Consider the following 13,857-nt stretch of genomic DNA (forward strand, 5'->3'; position numbering starts at 1 on the left):
TATGGAGTTGATAGAATTGTCAAGTGTTATAGATGTTTTAGTAGAACGTGGATTTATAAAACAATTCACACATGAAAAAGAAACAAGGGAACTTCTTGAAAAAGAAAAAGTAACCTTTTATATAGGTTTTGATCCAACAGCAGATAGTTTACATGTAGGTCATTTTTTGGCACTTATGCTTATGTCACATATGCAACGAGCAGGACATAGACCAATTGTACTAGTTGGTGGTGGAACAGCTATGGTAGGTGATCCTTCAGGTAAAACTGATATGAGAAAAATGCTTACACCAGATGATATTGAACATAATGTTCAATGTATAAAAAAACAGGTTGGTAGGTTTATTGATTTTGAAGACGATAAAGCTATAATGGCAAATAATGCAGATTGGCTTATGAATTTAAATTATGTGGAATTTTTAAGAGATGTGGGCGTACATTTTTCAGTAAATAAAATGCTCACAGCAGATTGTTTTAAACAGAGAATGGAAAAAGGATTATCATTTTTGGAGTTTAACTACATGCTTATGCAGTCATATGATTTTCTTGAATTAAACAAGAGGTATAATTGTACTATGCAGCTAGGTGGAGACGATCAGTGGTCTAACATGATAGCAGGTGTAGATTTAATTAGAAGAAAAGAAAAAAAACCGGCATTTGCAATGACAGCTACTCTTTTAACAAATAGTGAAGGTAAGAAGATGGGTAAGACAGTAGGCGGTGCCGTATGGCTTGATCCTGCGAAAACATCACCCTATGATTTTTATCAATACTGGAGAAATGTTGAAGACGCTGATGTAGAAAAATGTCTTTCACTTTTAACTTTCATCCCTATGGACGAGGTAAGAAGGTTAGGAAGCTTAAAGGATGCTGAAATAAATAAAGCAAAAAAAATTTTAGCATATGAAGTTACCAAAAGTGTTCATGGAGAAGAAGAAGCTAAAAAAGCTGAAACAGCAGCGGAGGCTCTTTTCGGAGCAGGTAAAGATATGAGTGATGTTCCAACAGTAGCGATAACAAAGGATATGATGGGTGGATCCTTGTTAGATGCCTTAGTCTATACTAAGATAGTACCATCAAAATCAGAAGGCAGAAGGCTTATTCAGCAGGGCGGAATAGTTGTTAATGACCAGAAAGTTACTGATGTGAATGCTACTGTAAAAGAAACGGACTTTAAAGATGGAAGCATGATGTTAAAAAGAGGAAAGAAAAAATTCTACAAGATAACCATAGAATAAAAGTGACAAGTGACAAGTTAAGCAAATTTTGCCTTGGGGGAAAATAAAACAAATAAACAAAAAATGCAGAGCATTTGCATGTAAAATCCAGTAAAAATTTTATTTTTACTGGATTTGTTTTTAAGTGAAATTTGGTTTATGTATAAATTGTAGATTTAGGTAATGAATAGTTCGCTAGGAAAATGAGATATAATATTCATATTGTGCAACGTACGTAATTAATTATATTTTTAAAAGAAGTGTTTTAAATTACTCTATTTACTATCATATTAAGTCATCTCTAAAATGTTGATTATTCCACCTTTTCGGGGGGATGGGCAAAAATACCCTAATACATAAGTTGATTATCACCTGCATAAAGCTGTATTTTTTTACTTTCTTAACCCATAGTTAAGTGAGAGTATGGTACAATTACGCTTTTTTACTTGATGCAAATGTACCTTCATCCATTAAATTTTTTCTAAAAATAAGCATTGTAATCACAGGTACAATTCCCATAAATAATAAACATAGGCTAGTACTGAATTTATCTAACATTGCTCCAATTAAAATTTGTCCAAGTGGTACAGCGGCTAAACATCCAGAGCTCATTACTGCGCCTACTCTTCCCATAATTTCTAAAGGGACAGCTTTTTGAAAAGCCACACTTAGTGATATATTACAAATAGTTACTATTGCGCCTACAAGAAAACATAGAAACACCAAACTTAAATAAGGAATAGTATTCCCTTTAAATAAATTCAAATAAAATTTCGCCGATATTATACTCATAATAATCATTAATATACCTGCAATAAATACACTAAAGAACATGATTGTTCCTGTTTGAAGTCTTTTATAAATTTTACCCACAATTATAGGTGCTACCACCATGGAAAAAGCCAAAACTCCTTCAAGTAAACCAAATTGAAAATCAGATACTCTTAAAGTTACCTTTGATACATATGCTAAGCATACCGTAAGTGGTGCCATTGTAAAGTTTACTATTACTGCAACAATAACTACAGTTAATATGAATTTCCCATTTTTTATAAATATAAGCCCAGCGATAAAATCATTTCTAAAAGCCTTGAAATTAACATTTTCTGGCTTATTATTGCTCTTTGGAATACTTATAAACATTTCCAATATACCTGCAAAGATAAAACTAAATGCATTTGCTACTAATATTATGAATATACCATAAAATCCAAAAAGCATAGCTCCTAATACAGGCCCAATCAATGTAGATAAATTTGAAATAAAGGAGCTTATACTATTAGCGTCTATTAATTTATCCTTTTCAACAATACTTGGTATGATAGTTCCTATTGCTGGCCCATAAAAAGCAGTAATAACTGATAATAATATTACTAAACCATAAATCTTATATATGGACAATGAACCTGTTAGTAGAAATATTATGGTGAATACTCCTACAACTACTCCATTAAATAAGTCTAAAAAAACAATTATTTTTTTTCTGTCATACCAATCAGCTAAAACACCTGCAAATATTCCTAATATCAATTGTGGAATTATTGCAACTGCTAAAACAGACGCAAATAAAGTTGCTGAACCTGTAACTTTTAATACGTATAATGATAATACGTATAATGATAATGCGAATTCTTGCATTTGTGTACCAATTACTGATATAAATTTACTTAACATTAATAAAGAAATATTCTTTTTTTGAAAATGGATAAATTCATAATACCCTCCAATAGATAAATTAGTGTTTTAAACATAGGAATACCAAGAATAATATAATTATTGTAAAATGTTTGTAGTTGTCAGCTGTGAACAGTTATACTATTCTATTCAATTTAATATGGCAATCTTTAATTCTTTTTAATATAATTTTAATAGGGTATTTTATATCAATGTCTTTAAATACTCCACTTTTTTTAATATCATAAACATTATAGTTACAGTTAACTACTTTTTCTTCACTATCATCAAAATACATAAAGTTAAATACGTCAAATTCAAATTCAAAACATTCTTTTATCAAAGAAGTATATTTACCAAAATTTTGAGTAAATATAAATTTTTTTAATGTCCCAATTGTATTTTGTATTTTGGTAATGTTCTCTGATTTATATAATATATTATAGTTCACAATTTTAAAATCTAAGAAAAAATCTAATAATTCATTATTATAATATTCCATAATTATTTTATAAGTCATAAACATATTATTAAATAAAAAAGAATAAAATACAGCGACAAATGTGTCTAAATATATTAAATTTTCTCTTAATTCAGACTCAAAGTCAAAATATTGACAAAAAATTGATTTATTGTTTAAAATAATGTTCTTTGGAAAATCGTCTATTCCTTTATCTTTAGAAATGTCTGATATATTATTAGAAAATACTAGATTATCTTTTAAATTTTCATATAACTCTGTTCCTGGTAATATGCCTAAAAGATGCAGTTGCGTGTATTTTACACCCTCTCTACGCAAAATATCAATTAACCTCAATGTTGCTCTTACATCATCTATTGTTTCTTCTGGAAACCCATATATAAAAGAAGCTGTAACTTCTATTTTATATTTATTTAAAATTTTAATTTTATCTTCAGCATCAGATAAAATTAAATTCTTATTTACAATTTTCTGCATTCTTTTAGAACCAGTTTCAATTCCTAAATATATATGTTCACATCCTGATTCTTTCATTATTTTTATCATTTCTTCATCTAATGTATCTATTCTTGCACTGCAGTCCCATTGTATTTCAATATTATTCTTTAAAACAAGTTTACAAAATTCCATAATCTTTGATTTATTTACCGTAAAAATATCATGAACAAAATTAAATTTTCTTATACCATAATTATCAATAACAGATTTTATTTCTTTAATAATCCTCTCGGAACTTTTTAATCTAAAATGTCTTTGCCAAAATGTTTTGGTCGAACAATATATACATCCAAAAGGACATCCCCTGCCCACATCTAATGGCATTTTAACTAATCCTTCAATATTCACAAGTGAATAATCAAGCATAGGTATACTATCTAAATCTTCTATTAAACTTTCTTTTCCGTTATAACAAACATTATTATTTTCTCTATAAACTACTCCTTTGACATTATGAAAACTTTTATTCTCAATTAATATGTCTACTATTTTTCTTATTGTAAGTTCTCCTTCACCAATTCCAATAGCATCTATCCAAGGAAATGCTTTCATTGAATCAATTGCAGTTAAAGATGCTTGGGGACCTCCAAGTAATATTTTTATATTAGATTTCTTTCTCTTTAATTTTTCAGCTAATAATAACGAAGTACAATATGAATTAGTCATAGTATAAAAATCTACAATTTTAGGCTTAATTTTTAAAATATAATCTACCATACTATCTAGATCTTTATTAAAATCATTATAATAGATGATATTTTTTTTTATACAAAGAATTAAAGTCAATTATTTCTACATCATAATTATTGTTTCTTAAAATAGTTGCTAAAGATAAGCTTCCCAAGTTTATACAATCATACCCTTTGTCTAAACGATTATCTATTGTATTAATAAATATTATATCTTTCATATTAACTTTCATCCCTTTCGTATGCTCAATGCATAAAAGTTTATGTAACTTTATTCATTACAATTGCGTTTATTGATTCCGCTAACTCCACTTCTTAAAATTATAACTAACTCTACAATTTATAAATTAACCTACAATATTAAAATTCGTTGTTTAGAAATATAGCTTGCATACTAAATTTTTAATTAATCTAAGTATACAAGCTATATATCATTTAAATGATATTACTCAATAGTAACGGTAACACCAATAGTAATTTGATCTTCTTCTGCTTGAATTAAGGATGGATCTCCTTGTAATTCAAAAGATGATTTTTCATCTATATTCATACTGATTCCTCTTTTCCATATATTCCTAAACTGCCACATATTAGAAAAATCGAAATATAACAGGTAGGTTTTTAACTTTAAATTTGTTCATAAAATCTTAAATGATTTTGCTAGAACCAAGAGTATAGCTTGTACACTTCGCCCTGCTGAGATTTCCAATAATTGCAATTATTGAAATTATTATTTACTTAATATATTATAAGTTAAATATATAATATATTATCAACATAATTAAACAAGACTTGTCTAATTACATTAGTATACATTAATGGTTTAATTTATTCTGTCAAAATGTGAACCATGATATATAAATTTACCAACACAATTTTTAATGACTTTGTTTCATTATATAAAGTTCGACAAATAGTTTTAAAAATATTGGCTTTTATGAGCTGTTCATATTTGGAGGATTATCAATTTTATGCTAAACTCATTTCTTTGCATTCATTTTTATAAATGTTATTTTAATAAATCTTAGAAATATATTGAAAATCGAAAAGGAAAATCTTGTAGAGGTCCCGCAAACATTTTCGACAAAACCCACTCTAAGGAAAAGAATGCCATGAACCTTTGTTTTTATGCTTAATTATAGACATAACATTTATTTTGACCAATTATAGTATGATAATATATAATTATTTTAACTATAATTACATATTATCATAATAAATGATTTGAAATTTTATTGGCAAGGAAGGTGAATTTAAGATACTCAAAATTTTTTATAATGAGGAGATAATTATATGAGTTATTTGTGTCCAAAGTGTAATTGTGTATTGATTAAGTGTATAGCAACAGGCGGGGTTTCAAAATTTTCAGCGTAAAACAGCTATAATCCTTGATAAATAAAGAAAGTGAATGTCACACAAATAACTATTTGTGCAGCATTCACAACACTTAAAATTAACATTAATAAGCTACATTTCAGTATATGACACAGATGCATTGCATAGCCTGAAACTTGTCACCAATAGCTTTTGAAGGATTCTTTGCCTTTATAAAATATTAACAAAATTCGTAAAGCACTTTTCCTAAGCGTTTAATTCCTTCAATAATCCTGTCATCTGGCATGTTTGAATAATTCAATCTAAAAGTATTTTTGAATCCACCATTTGGAAAGAAAGGGTTACCTGGAACAAAAGCAACGTTATTGGCTATTGATTTAGTAAATACTTCAGTTGAATCAACATTAGAAGGTAATTCAACCCAAATAAATAAGCCACCATCTGGTAAGGTGTATTCAATATTTTTTGGAAAATAATTTTTAATGCATTGAATCATTAGCTCTCTTCTGTGTTTGTATACTTCTTTGATTTTATCTATGTGTTCTTCAATATCATACATTTCCATATATTTATAGGTCATGATTTGAGAGAAGATGTTTGTATGTAAATCAACATTTTGTTTGAATGGAACATAATGTTCTAAAAATGATGTGTCTGCACATATCCATCCAATTCTTAAACCAGGAGCAAATATTTTTGAAAATGTACTTATATATATTACTCTACCCTCAGTATCAAAATGTTTAACTGGTGGAATCTTTTCACCTGAAAACCTTACTTCACCATATGGATTATCTTCAATAATTACCACATCGTATTTGTTAGCAAGCTCTATGAGTTTTTTTCTCCTATCAAGACTCATAGTTCTTCCTGTTGGATTTTGAAAGTCTGGAATCGTATAAATGAATTTAGCATTAGGATTACCTCTAAGTACTGATTCAAGGTCTTCCATAATCATACCATCACTATCCATAGAAACTTCCTTAAACTTTGGCATATATGCTTTAAATGCATTTATTGCAGCCAGATATGTAGGACTCTCACAAATAATAGTATCACCCTCATCGATAAACACTTTTCCTGATAGGTCCAATGCTTGTTGGGAGCCAGTTGTAATTAATATGTTATCTTCTGTAGAATTAATACCTAGTGTTGCCATTCTTTTGCATATAGATTTTCTTAGTGGAAGATAGCCCTCTGTTGTGCTGTACTGAAGAGAAGCCTCCCCATCTTTGTCTAAAACCTCAAAACAAACTTTTTTCAATTCTTCTATGGGAAAAAGTTCAGATGCAGGCAATCCCCCAGCAAAGGATATTATTTCAGGGTTTTCAGTAACTTTTAATATTTCACGAATTTCTGACGCCTTAACATAATCATTTCTTTTGGCAAATTTATAATTCAAATAAAACACCTCTTTAAAGTTGATATTAATTAAAAGATACCCATTCCATGGTTGAACTGATATTTTTTTATATAACTTATATATTATCATAAATTAAGAAAATTTGTATACTGTATTGAAATATTGTCTATGAATAAGATATTACTAACACCTACATTTGTACAGATACATTATAATATAGTATAGTATAAAATAAAGTTATAAAATAGGATTTAAATTATTTTTATAAATGGATGCGATAAATTTACGATAATATAAGTATTATATAATAATTGAATAATGATTTGGGAAGGAGGTAACGAATAATATGGGCGAAATTTCAAATATTACGAATATTTCTCAAAGCACTAATATCCAAATGGCAAACAATTTTACCCTCCAAGTTGGTCAAGTTATTACTGCAAAGGTTGTTTCTAGTAATAAAGGTGACAATGAAGTAATTTTAAAACTAAGCGATGGAAAACAAATAAATGCCAAACTTGATGGTGCGGTGGACTTAAATTTAAATGGACAAAATAAATTTGTAGTTAAGGGATATGAGAATGGAGAAATAGTTATAGCTAAAGTCACAACGGATATTAATGAAAGTAGCATGGATAAAATTATAAAGCAAACTCTTGGTAATAATATAAGTTCAGAAGATTATTCAATGATAAAGTCTTTGGTGAAGTACGGAGTCCCCCTTACAAAGGAAAATATTTTATATGCTAAAACGATTTTAGATTTTCAAAGTAACGTAATTAAAAATCCTTTAAAAGCTGATGAATTTATTGACATATATCTAAGAAGTAGAGGAATTACGGAAAATAGTGATGAGGCTAATGAAGTGGGATCAATTTTAAAAAACTTTATAAGTGAGCTAAAAAGTAGCAATATTCAGGAAATTGCTACTTTTATTGAAAATCGAGTGGATTTATCTGGTGAAAATATAAAGAGTTTTAACAATGTTTTCAAGGGGGATAGTTCAGTTTTTAATAGTTTGTCAGACATAAAGAATGAAATACTAAAATTACCTACAGAAAAACAAAGTATAAATCTAATTGATACTAAGATAAATCCTAAAATAAACTCCATAATAAGTTTAGTAATAGAAGGCAATTCGAAAGGAGGCGGAATTATGGCGGGTATTTCAAATGTAAACAGACAAGGTAACACCGAAAATAAATACACAAGAAAATTAAGCTTTGAAGTTGGAGACACTTTTGGAGCAAGAGTAGATTCTTACGATGAAGAAAAAGGTGAAGCAGTTTTAAAATTAAGTGATGGTTGGAAATTTAATGCTAAACTTGATGGCGCAGTTAATTTAACTGAGAATTCACTTAGTAAATTTGCGGTTGAAGGATATGAAGATGGAAAGATAATAATAAAAAAACTTGTTGCAGATGATACTAATAAATCTCAAGATGATACATTAAATAGTGTTTTGAAGGAATATGGTGGAGAAAATTTAACAGGTGAGGACTACACAATGTTAAAAACACTTTTACAACACAATATACCATTGACTAAAGAAAATATCTCTTTTAGTAAAACAGTAATGGAATTTAGAAATAGTATAATGGAAAATCCCGAAAACGAGGATAAATTTATAAGTTCATATTTGGCTAGTAAAGGAATAGATGAAAGTAGTACTGAGGGACAGAACATAAAAAGTTCTGTGAAAAATTTTTTTACAGAACTAAAAAGTTTTAGTACGGAAGAGATTGCTACTTTCGTTGAAAATGGAATTGATCTTACGGATGAAAATATAAAAAGTTTTAATAATGTGTTTGGAAACGATTCTAAAATAAATAATGAACTTCAAGAATTAAAACAGGAAATACAAAAAGTTTTTAATCCAAAAGATGTAATAGCACCAAGTAAAACTTCTTTAGAGGACATAACAAATATAATTGAGGGAAATAATATAAACAAAACTAATAATATAAGTGATAGCAAGGCAATAATGGAACAAATCAATTCAAAAATGAGTGATATGAAGGATACTATAAAACAGCTTACTGGTCTTGGGGATTTAAATAAAGCTGGTATGGAAAAAATATTTAATGCTCTAAGTAATAATTTGAATGATTTTAAGGTATTTAACACAATGTCAGAAGGATACTATTATATGGATGTTCCTGTAAACTATAAAGATAAGGATTATAATTGTAAATTAATAGTAAAAGATGACAGGAAAAGAGGTAAAAAAATAGATTCAAAAAATGTAAAACTTGCCACATCTATAAAAACTGCCAATATGGGTGTAGTAGATGCGTTTATAACCGTAAACAACAAAAATTTAAGTGTAGATATAAAATCAGAAGGAAAATGGATTAAAGTATTGGAATCTGCCAAAAATGTATTGATGAATAACGTTGGGCAGATGGGATACAATGTAAATATAAGTGTGGATGAAAAAAAACAAGAATTAAATATTGTAAGCTGTAGAAATTTTTTCAACAGTGAAATTGTTGGAAAATTAGACAAAAGAGTATAGGAGGTTAAAATAAAATGCCTAATGATAGAAAAAAGGCAGCAGCGCTAAGGTATGAGCAAAACTACGAAGCTCCAATAGTAACTGCAGCAGGTATTGGAATTATTGCTGATAAAATAATAGAAAAAGCAGATGAAAACAATGTTCCAATAGTGTATAATAAAGAGTTGTCAGAACTATTACAGAATGTAGATATTGGCGACAGTATACCTCCGGAGATATATGGAATTGTAGCAGAAGTAATAGCTTACGTTTTGAAGGTAGACGGAAATTTAAACAAGAGGAGATAAACTCATGGCTTTATATGCAATATCTGATTTTCATCTAGCATTAAGTGGGGACAAACCAATGGATGTATTTGGAGAAAATTGGCTGAATCACGATAAAAAGATAAAGGCCAACTGGTTAAAAACAGTTACTGAAGAGGACACTGTGCTTATCTCAGGTGACATATCTTGGTCAATGCATATGGAGGAAGGTATGAAGGACTTAGAGTGGATTCATAATCTTCCTGGAATTAAGATATTTGTTAAAGGAAATCATGATTATTTTTGGACTTCCATTACAAAACTAAATAGTCTTTATGCTGATATGAAATTTATTCAAAACAATTATTTTAATTATAAGGATTATGCTATTTGTGGAACTAGAGGGTGGGTTAGCCCAGAATATGAAAATTTCACAGTGCATGATGAAAAAATATACACCCGGGAACTGATTAGACTAAAGTTATCTTTAGATTTAGCTATAAAAGATGGATATAAGAATATAATTGTTATGGTTCATTTTCCACCATTTGTAGAGACATGTGATGATGATAATAGAATGGTAAATATATTAGAAGAGTATGGAGTTAAAAAAGTAATATATGGACATCTACACGGTTCATCACTTCAAAAGATAAAAAATATAGTTAATAGGAATGATGTGGAGTATATAATTACTTCTTGCGATTATATAAATTTTGCACCAATAAAAATCATGGACTGATTTTTACTGGTGCAAAATTTTATGATTTAAATGGGTTTATAAAAGAAAATCTTTTTTTTGTATTTTTATTTTCAGTATTATTTTCTTCATTTTCAGTAGGTGTAATCTGGCCTATTTCTTTTATTAAATCTCTTTGAGTTCTTGCTAAATCTTTTATTTTTTGTTGTGCCATGGAAGAAGTTATAACATTACCAAACCAAATTAAAGCTTCATCAAGGTTATCAATACGTCTGTTTAATTCTCCAATTAGGTATATAACAGTAAACCTGTCCATACCGTACATTGGAAAATCTTCATTATAGTAAGCATCATTAAAGCCTTGGAGTGCATTTTTAACATAAGTATTTTCATTTTCAATGTCACCAGAAAGTCTATACATCCAAGCTATTTTCAGACAATTCATGGCTTTTTTATACGATTCTGCATTTATAGCTGTATAATTTATCAGTGAAAGTTTATATCTTTCAATGGCTATTTTTTCATTATATACACTAGGATAATCCTTGGGATGCCATCTTTTAGAAATAGTATTAAGAATTAATTCCTTTTTTGAAGATCTAAGACTAGAAAAATCTGACTTCATTGCAGCAAAACCGCAAGAGTTACAAAGCCATATGTCATAAAAATATGGATTTATTCTAGTGTAGTGAATGAAAAAGTCACTGTCTTTTCTGTCAATTCTGTAGGAAGATGTTCTTACGGATCTCACCTTGAATTCATTATCACATACAGGGCATCTAACAGTCTTATCATATAACAGGTTAGATGTATTTAAACTTTCATCATTATTTGATGTCATACAAGTCTCACTTCTTTCATATAGTTTAAAATCAAATAACCATTAAAAATGAGATTTAGCAACATTTAATTTAATAGTTAATTTGATAATAATATTATACCAAAATAAATAAATATGTCATAGTTATTTATTTTTTACCAAGTGCATTTTAAATAATTTACATATTGAGTTATAATTATATTTAGATAGAATTATATTGGTGAATTAATAAATTTATATGAAAAGGATGATTTCTATGGCTACTATTCAATGGAAAACTTTTTTGATACCTTATACTCAGGCAGTTGAAGAATTAAAGGTTAAATTAAGAAGTATACGAAAAGAATACAGAAAAAAAAGTGAGTATTCTCCAATAGAATTTGTGACTGGAAGGGTTAAAGAAATATCTAGTATATTAGAAAAAGCTAATAAATTTAATATACCTACAGATAGGATTCATTTAGAAATGGAGGATATAGCAGGTATCAGAATAATGTGTCAATTTGTTGATGATGTTGAAAAGGTTGTTGAACTAATAAGGCAAAGAAAAGATATGCAAATTTTATATGAAAAAGATTATGTGAATAATGTGAAAAAAAGTGGATATAGGAGTTATCATATGATAATAAAATATCCTGTCAGCATGGCGGAAGGTCAAATGGAAATTTTAGCAGAGTTTCAAATAAGAACATTGGCCATGAATTTCTGGGCCACTATAGAACATTCTCTCAATTATAAATATAAACAGGACATACCTGAACATATAAGGGCAAAATTAAAAAATGGAGCTGACGCAGCATTTAAACTTGATCAAGAAATGCTTGAAATAAAAGATGAAATAAAGGATGCACAGAAATTATTTGAAGTTAAATCAAGCTTGACCTCGGACATTATGAACCAATTGATTGTTTTGTCATCTTTAGGTAAGCTGAATGAAGTTTCACGCTATAGAAATCAACTTAATAAACTTGTTGAAGCTGGAGATGAAGTTGAACTAAGTAACCTTTTAAACTCAATTGAAAAGACAATCAACAGTTATAACAGAAGCTAATAATACAAGTGACAAGTTAATGAGGATTTTTCTCCGCCGCGGAGAAAAATCCTCATTAATTTGTCACTTATCATTTTTAGTTTGTAGCTTCATTTTTTTGTTTTTTGCATTATATATTATAAAAACAATTATTGGAATTATAACAAAATTTAATAAAATTACGTCCAAAAATATGTTTAAAAGTTGGAATAATATAAATGTATTAAAAGAACATAAATAAGCGGATATTCCAACTATGATTGTGATAATAAATATATTAAGTTTGCTTTTTACGCCTAATTTTTCTAAAAGAAAAGATAAGGCGAGAAAAGTTAAAATGTATTTTATATACCAACCACCTATCATTTGTAAAAGTACATATAATTCACCACTTTCCAAAAATCCGAAGTAGTTAATGAGTTGAGTTTGAATTAATTTAGGGTAATAGATGTTATTTAACCTGGCAGCGCCAAAAGTTGTAATCACACCTAAAGTAGCAACAACTTCCATTTGTATTATAAATATAAGACTCCAACATATGTTTTTTCTCATAGTTTTCTTGTTCGCAATTTCTGTAAGCATAGGTAGTATAATAGCGAAGTTAGCGAAATAAGCTAAACTTTTGATTATGCACCCAACAAATTTAAGTGTTATTCCATTGCTCATAATTGGAAGTATATATTCAAAGTGCTTATAATTTTGAGTTAATATAGCTAAGTTTGTTCCTGAAAAAATAACAAAACATATTCCTATTATTGTTACAATTATTACCGCATTTTTACCCCGAGTTACAGTATAAAGTGCAGGGAATATAAAAAATACTATAAAAAACCAAGGGGGGGTTTCTATAAGTACATTAATATGCATAGAGTTGGCCTCCACTGAAGAACACTCTATTAAAGTTAAAACTAGAGTCAGAGCAAAAAGCCATAAGAAAATTTTACCTAGTGTTTTACCAAGAGCTGTGCAATATATGTCATATATATTAAAATTATTATTGTTTTTGCTTATTGTTATTATTATGTAGGCAAAGGCAAAAATAAGCAAGCCAGAACAAATTACAGAAATCCAAGAATCCTTACCACCTATAGAAGTATATATAGTTGGATAGGTTTTCATAGAGACTATAGTAACTCCAGATAAAATAAAAAACAAGTGACCACCGTTAAATTTATCCATATTTTTCCTCCTATGATATTAATACCATTTTTAAATTGTAATTATAAGGCATCCCAAAGAAAGTAGTCTAGCATGCTGACTATTTTCTTTCAGATGCCTTATATATTTT

General features: G+C 28.4%; 11 protein-coding genes. 5 read left to right on the forward strand and 6 right to left on the reverse strand.

The annotated features are described in order from the left end of the window. Nucleotide 1: 1 nt before the first annotated feature. Entirely contained in the window at nucleotides 2-1,237 is a 1,236-nt protein-coding gene (gene tyrS, locus BR66_RS0116370) for a tyrosine--tRNA ligase (RefSeq protein WP_423219386.1), read from the forward strand. Nucleotides 1,238-1,648: 411 nt separating this feature from the next. On the opposite strand, the gene BR66_RS0116375 is transcribed toward tyrS, so the two are convergent. The 4 genes from BR66_RS0116375 to BR66_RS0116395 form a co-directional block, all read right to left on the reverse strand. After that, on the reverse strand, nucleotides 1,649-2,944 hold the full coding sequence (locus BR66_RS0116375; protein ID WP_026883858.1) for an MFS transporter: 1,296 nt from the start codon (nucleotides 2,942-2,944) through the stop codon (nucleotides 1,649-1,651). 82 nt (nucleotides 2,945-3,026) lie between these two features. Further along, nucleotides 3,027-4,586 (reverse strand): B12-binding domain-containing radical SAM protein, encoded by a 1,560-nt coding sequence (locus tag BR66_RS0116380; protein WP_156946312.1) that lies wholly within the window; start codon nucleotides 4,584-4,586, stop codon nucleotides 3,027-3,029. A 25-nt stretch (nucleotides 4,587-4,611) separates the two neighbouring features. Further along, complete coding sequence (locus BR66_RS25795) at nucleotides 4,612-4,779, reverse strand: hypothetical protein (RefSeq protein ID WP_156946313.1); 168 nt, start codon at nucleotides 4,777-4,779, stop codon at nucleotides 4,612-4,614. Nucleotides 4,780-6,113: 1,334 nt separating this feature from the next. After that, entirely contained in the window at nucleotides 6,114-7,295 is a 1,182-nt protein-coding gene (locus BR66_RS0116395; RefSeq protein WP_026883860.1) for an aminotransferase-like domain-containing protein, read from the reverse strand. A 307-nt stretch (nucleotides 7,296-7,602) separates the two neighbouring features. Here BR66_RS0116395 and BR66_RS26485 point away from each other — a divergent pair, with 307 nt between their 5' ends. From BR66_RS26485 to BR66_RS0116410, 3 genes are read left to right on the forward strand one after another with little or no spacing between them, the layout of a single operon-like run. Then, nucleotides 7,603-9,774 (forward strand): hypothetical protein, encoded by a 2,172-nt coding sequence (locus BR66_RS26485; RefSeq protein ID WP_242841174.1) that lies wholly within the window; start codon nucleotides 7,603-7,605, stop codon nucleotides 9,772-9,774. A gap of 14 nt (nucleotides 9,775-9,788) precedes the next feature. Then, nucleotides 9,789-10,061, forward strand: coding sequence for an EscU/YscU/HrcU family type III secretion system export apparatus switch protein (locus BR66_RS0116405; protein ID WP_026883862.1), 273 nt, complete (start codon nucleotides 9,789-9,791; stop codon nucleotides 10,059-10,061). Between the two features lie 4 nt (nucleotides 10,062-10,065). Then, nucleotides 10,066-10,761 (forward strand): metallophosphoesterase, encoded by a 696-nt coding sequence (locus BR66_RS0116410; RefSeq protein WP_026883863.1) that lies wholly within the window; start codon nucleotides 10,066-10,068, stop codon nucleotides 10,759-10,761. A gap of 19 nt (nucleotides 10,762-10,780) precedes the next feature. Here the strand turns inward: BR66_RS0116410 and BR66_RS0116415 are convergent, their stop codons facing one another. Beyond that, nucleotides 10,781-11,560, reverse strand: coding sequence for a DUF2225 domain-containing protein (locus BR66_RS0116415; protein ID WP_026883864.1), 780 nt, complete (start codon nucleotides 11,558-11,560; stop codon nucleotides 10,781-10,783). A 235-nt stretch (nucleotides 11,561-11,795) separates the two neighbouring features. Between BR66_RS0116415 and yjbM the strand changes: the two genes are divergently transcribed. Continuing rightward, nucleotides 11,796-12,590, forward strand: a complete 795-nt coding sequence (gene yjbM / locus BR66_RS0116420; RefSeq protein ID WP_026883865.1) for a GTP diphosphokinase — start codon at nucleotides 11,796-11,798, stop codon at nucleotides 12,588-12,590. Between the two features lie 63 nt (nucleotides 12,591-12,653). On the opposite strand, the gene BR66_RS0116425 is transcribed toward yjbM, so the two are convergent. Further along, nucleotides 12,654-13,748, reverse strand: coding sequence for a GerAB/ArcD/ProY family transporter (locus BR66_RS0116425; protein WP_026883866.1), 1,095 nt, complete (start codon nucleotides 13,746-13,748; stop codon nucleotides 12,654-12,656). Nucleotides 13,749-13,857: the final 109 nt, after the last annotated feature.

The sequence above is a fragment of the Clostridium akagii DSM 12554 genome, assembly GCF_000686725.1.
GTDB lineage: Bacteria > Bacillota > Clostridia > Clostridiales > Clostridiaceae > Clostridium_I > Clostridium_I akagii.

Coding starts and splice junctions, on each gene's coding strand:
- tyrS (WP_423219386.1), top strand. CDS start 2: ATGGAGTTGATAGAATTGTCAAGTGTTATAGATGTTTTAGTAGAACGT.
- BR66_RS26485 (WP_242841174.1), top strand. CDS start 7,603: ATGGGCGAAATTTCAAATATTACGAATATTTCTCAAAGCACTAATATC.
- BR66_RS0116405 (WP_026883862.1), top strand. CDS start 9,789: ATGCCTAATGATAGAAAAAAGGCAGCAGCGCTAAGGTATGAGCAAAAC.
- BR66_RS0116380 (WP_156946312.1), bottom strand. CDS start 4,586: ATGGTAGATTATATTTTAAAAATTAAGCCTAAAATTGTAGATTTTTAT.
- BR66_RS25795 (WP_156946313.1), bottom strand. CDS start 4,779: ATGAAAGATATAATATTTATTAATACAATAGATAATCGTTTAGACAAA.
- BR66_RS0116415 (WP_026883864.1), bottom strand. CDS start 11,560: ATGACATCAAATAATGATGAAAGTTTAAATACATCTAACCTGTTATAT.
- yjbM (WP_026883865.1), top strand. CDS start 11,796: ATGGCTACTATTCAATGGAAAACTTTTTTGATACCTTATACTCAGGCA.
- BR66_RS0116425 (WP_026883866.1), bottom strand. CDS start 13,748: ATGGATAAATTTAACGGTGGTCACTTGTTTTTTATTTTATCTGGAGTT.
- BR66_RS0116410 (WP_026883863.1), top strand. CDS start 10,066: ATGGCTTTATATGCAATATCTGATTTTCATCTAGCATTAAGTGGGGAC.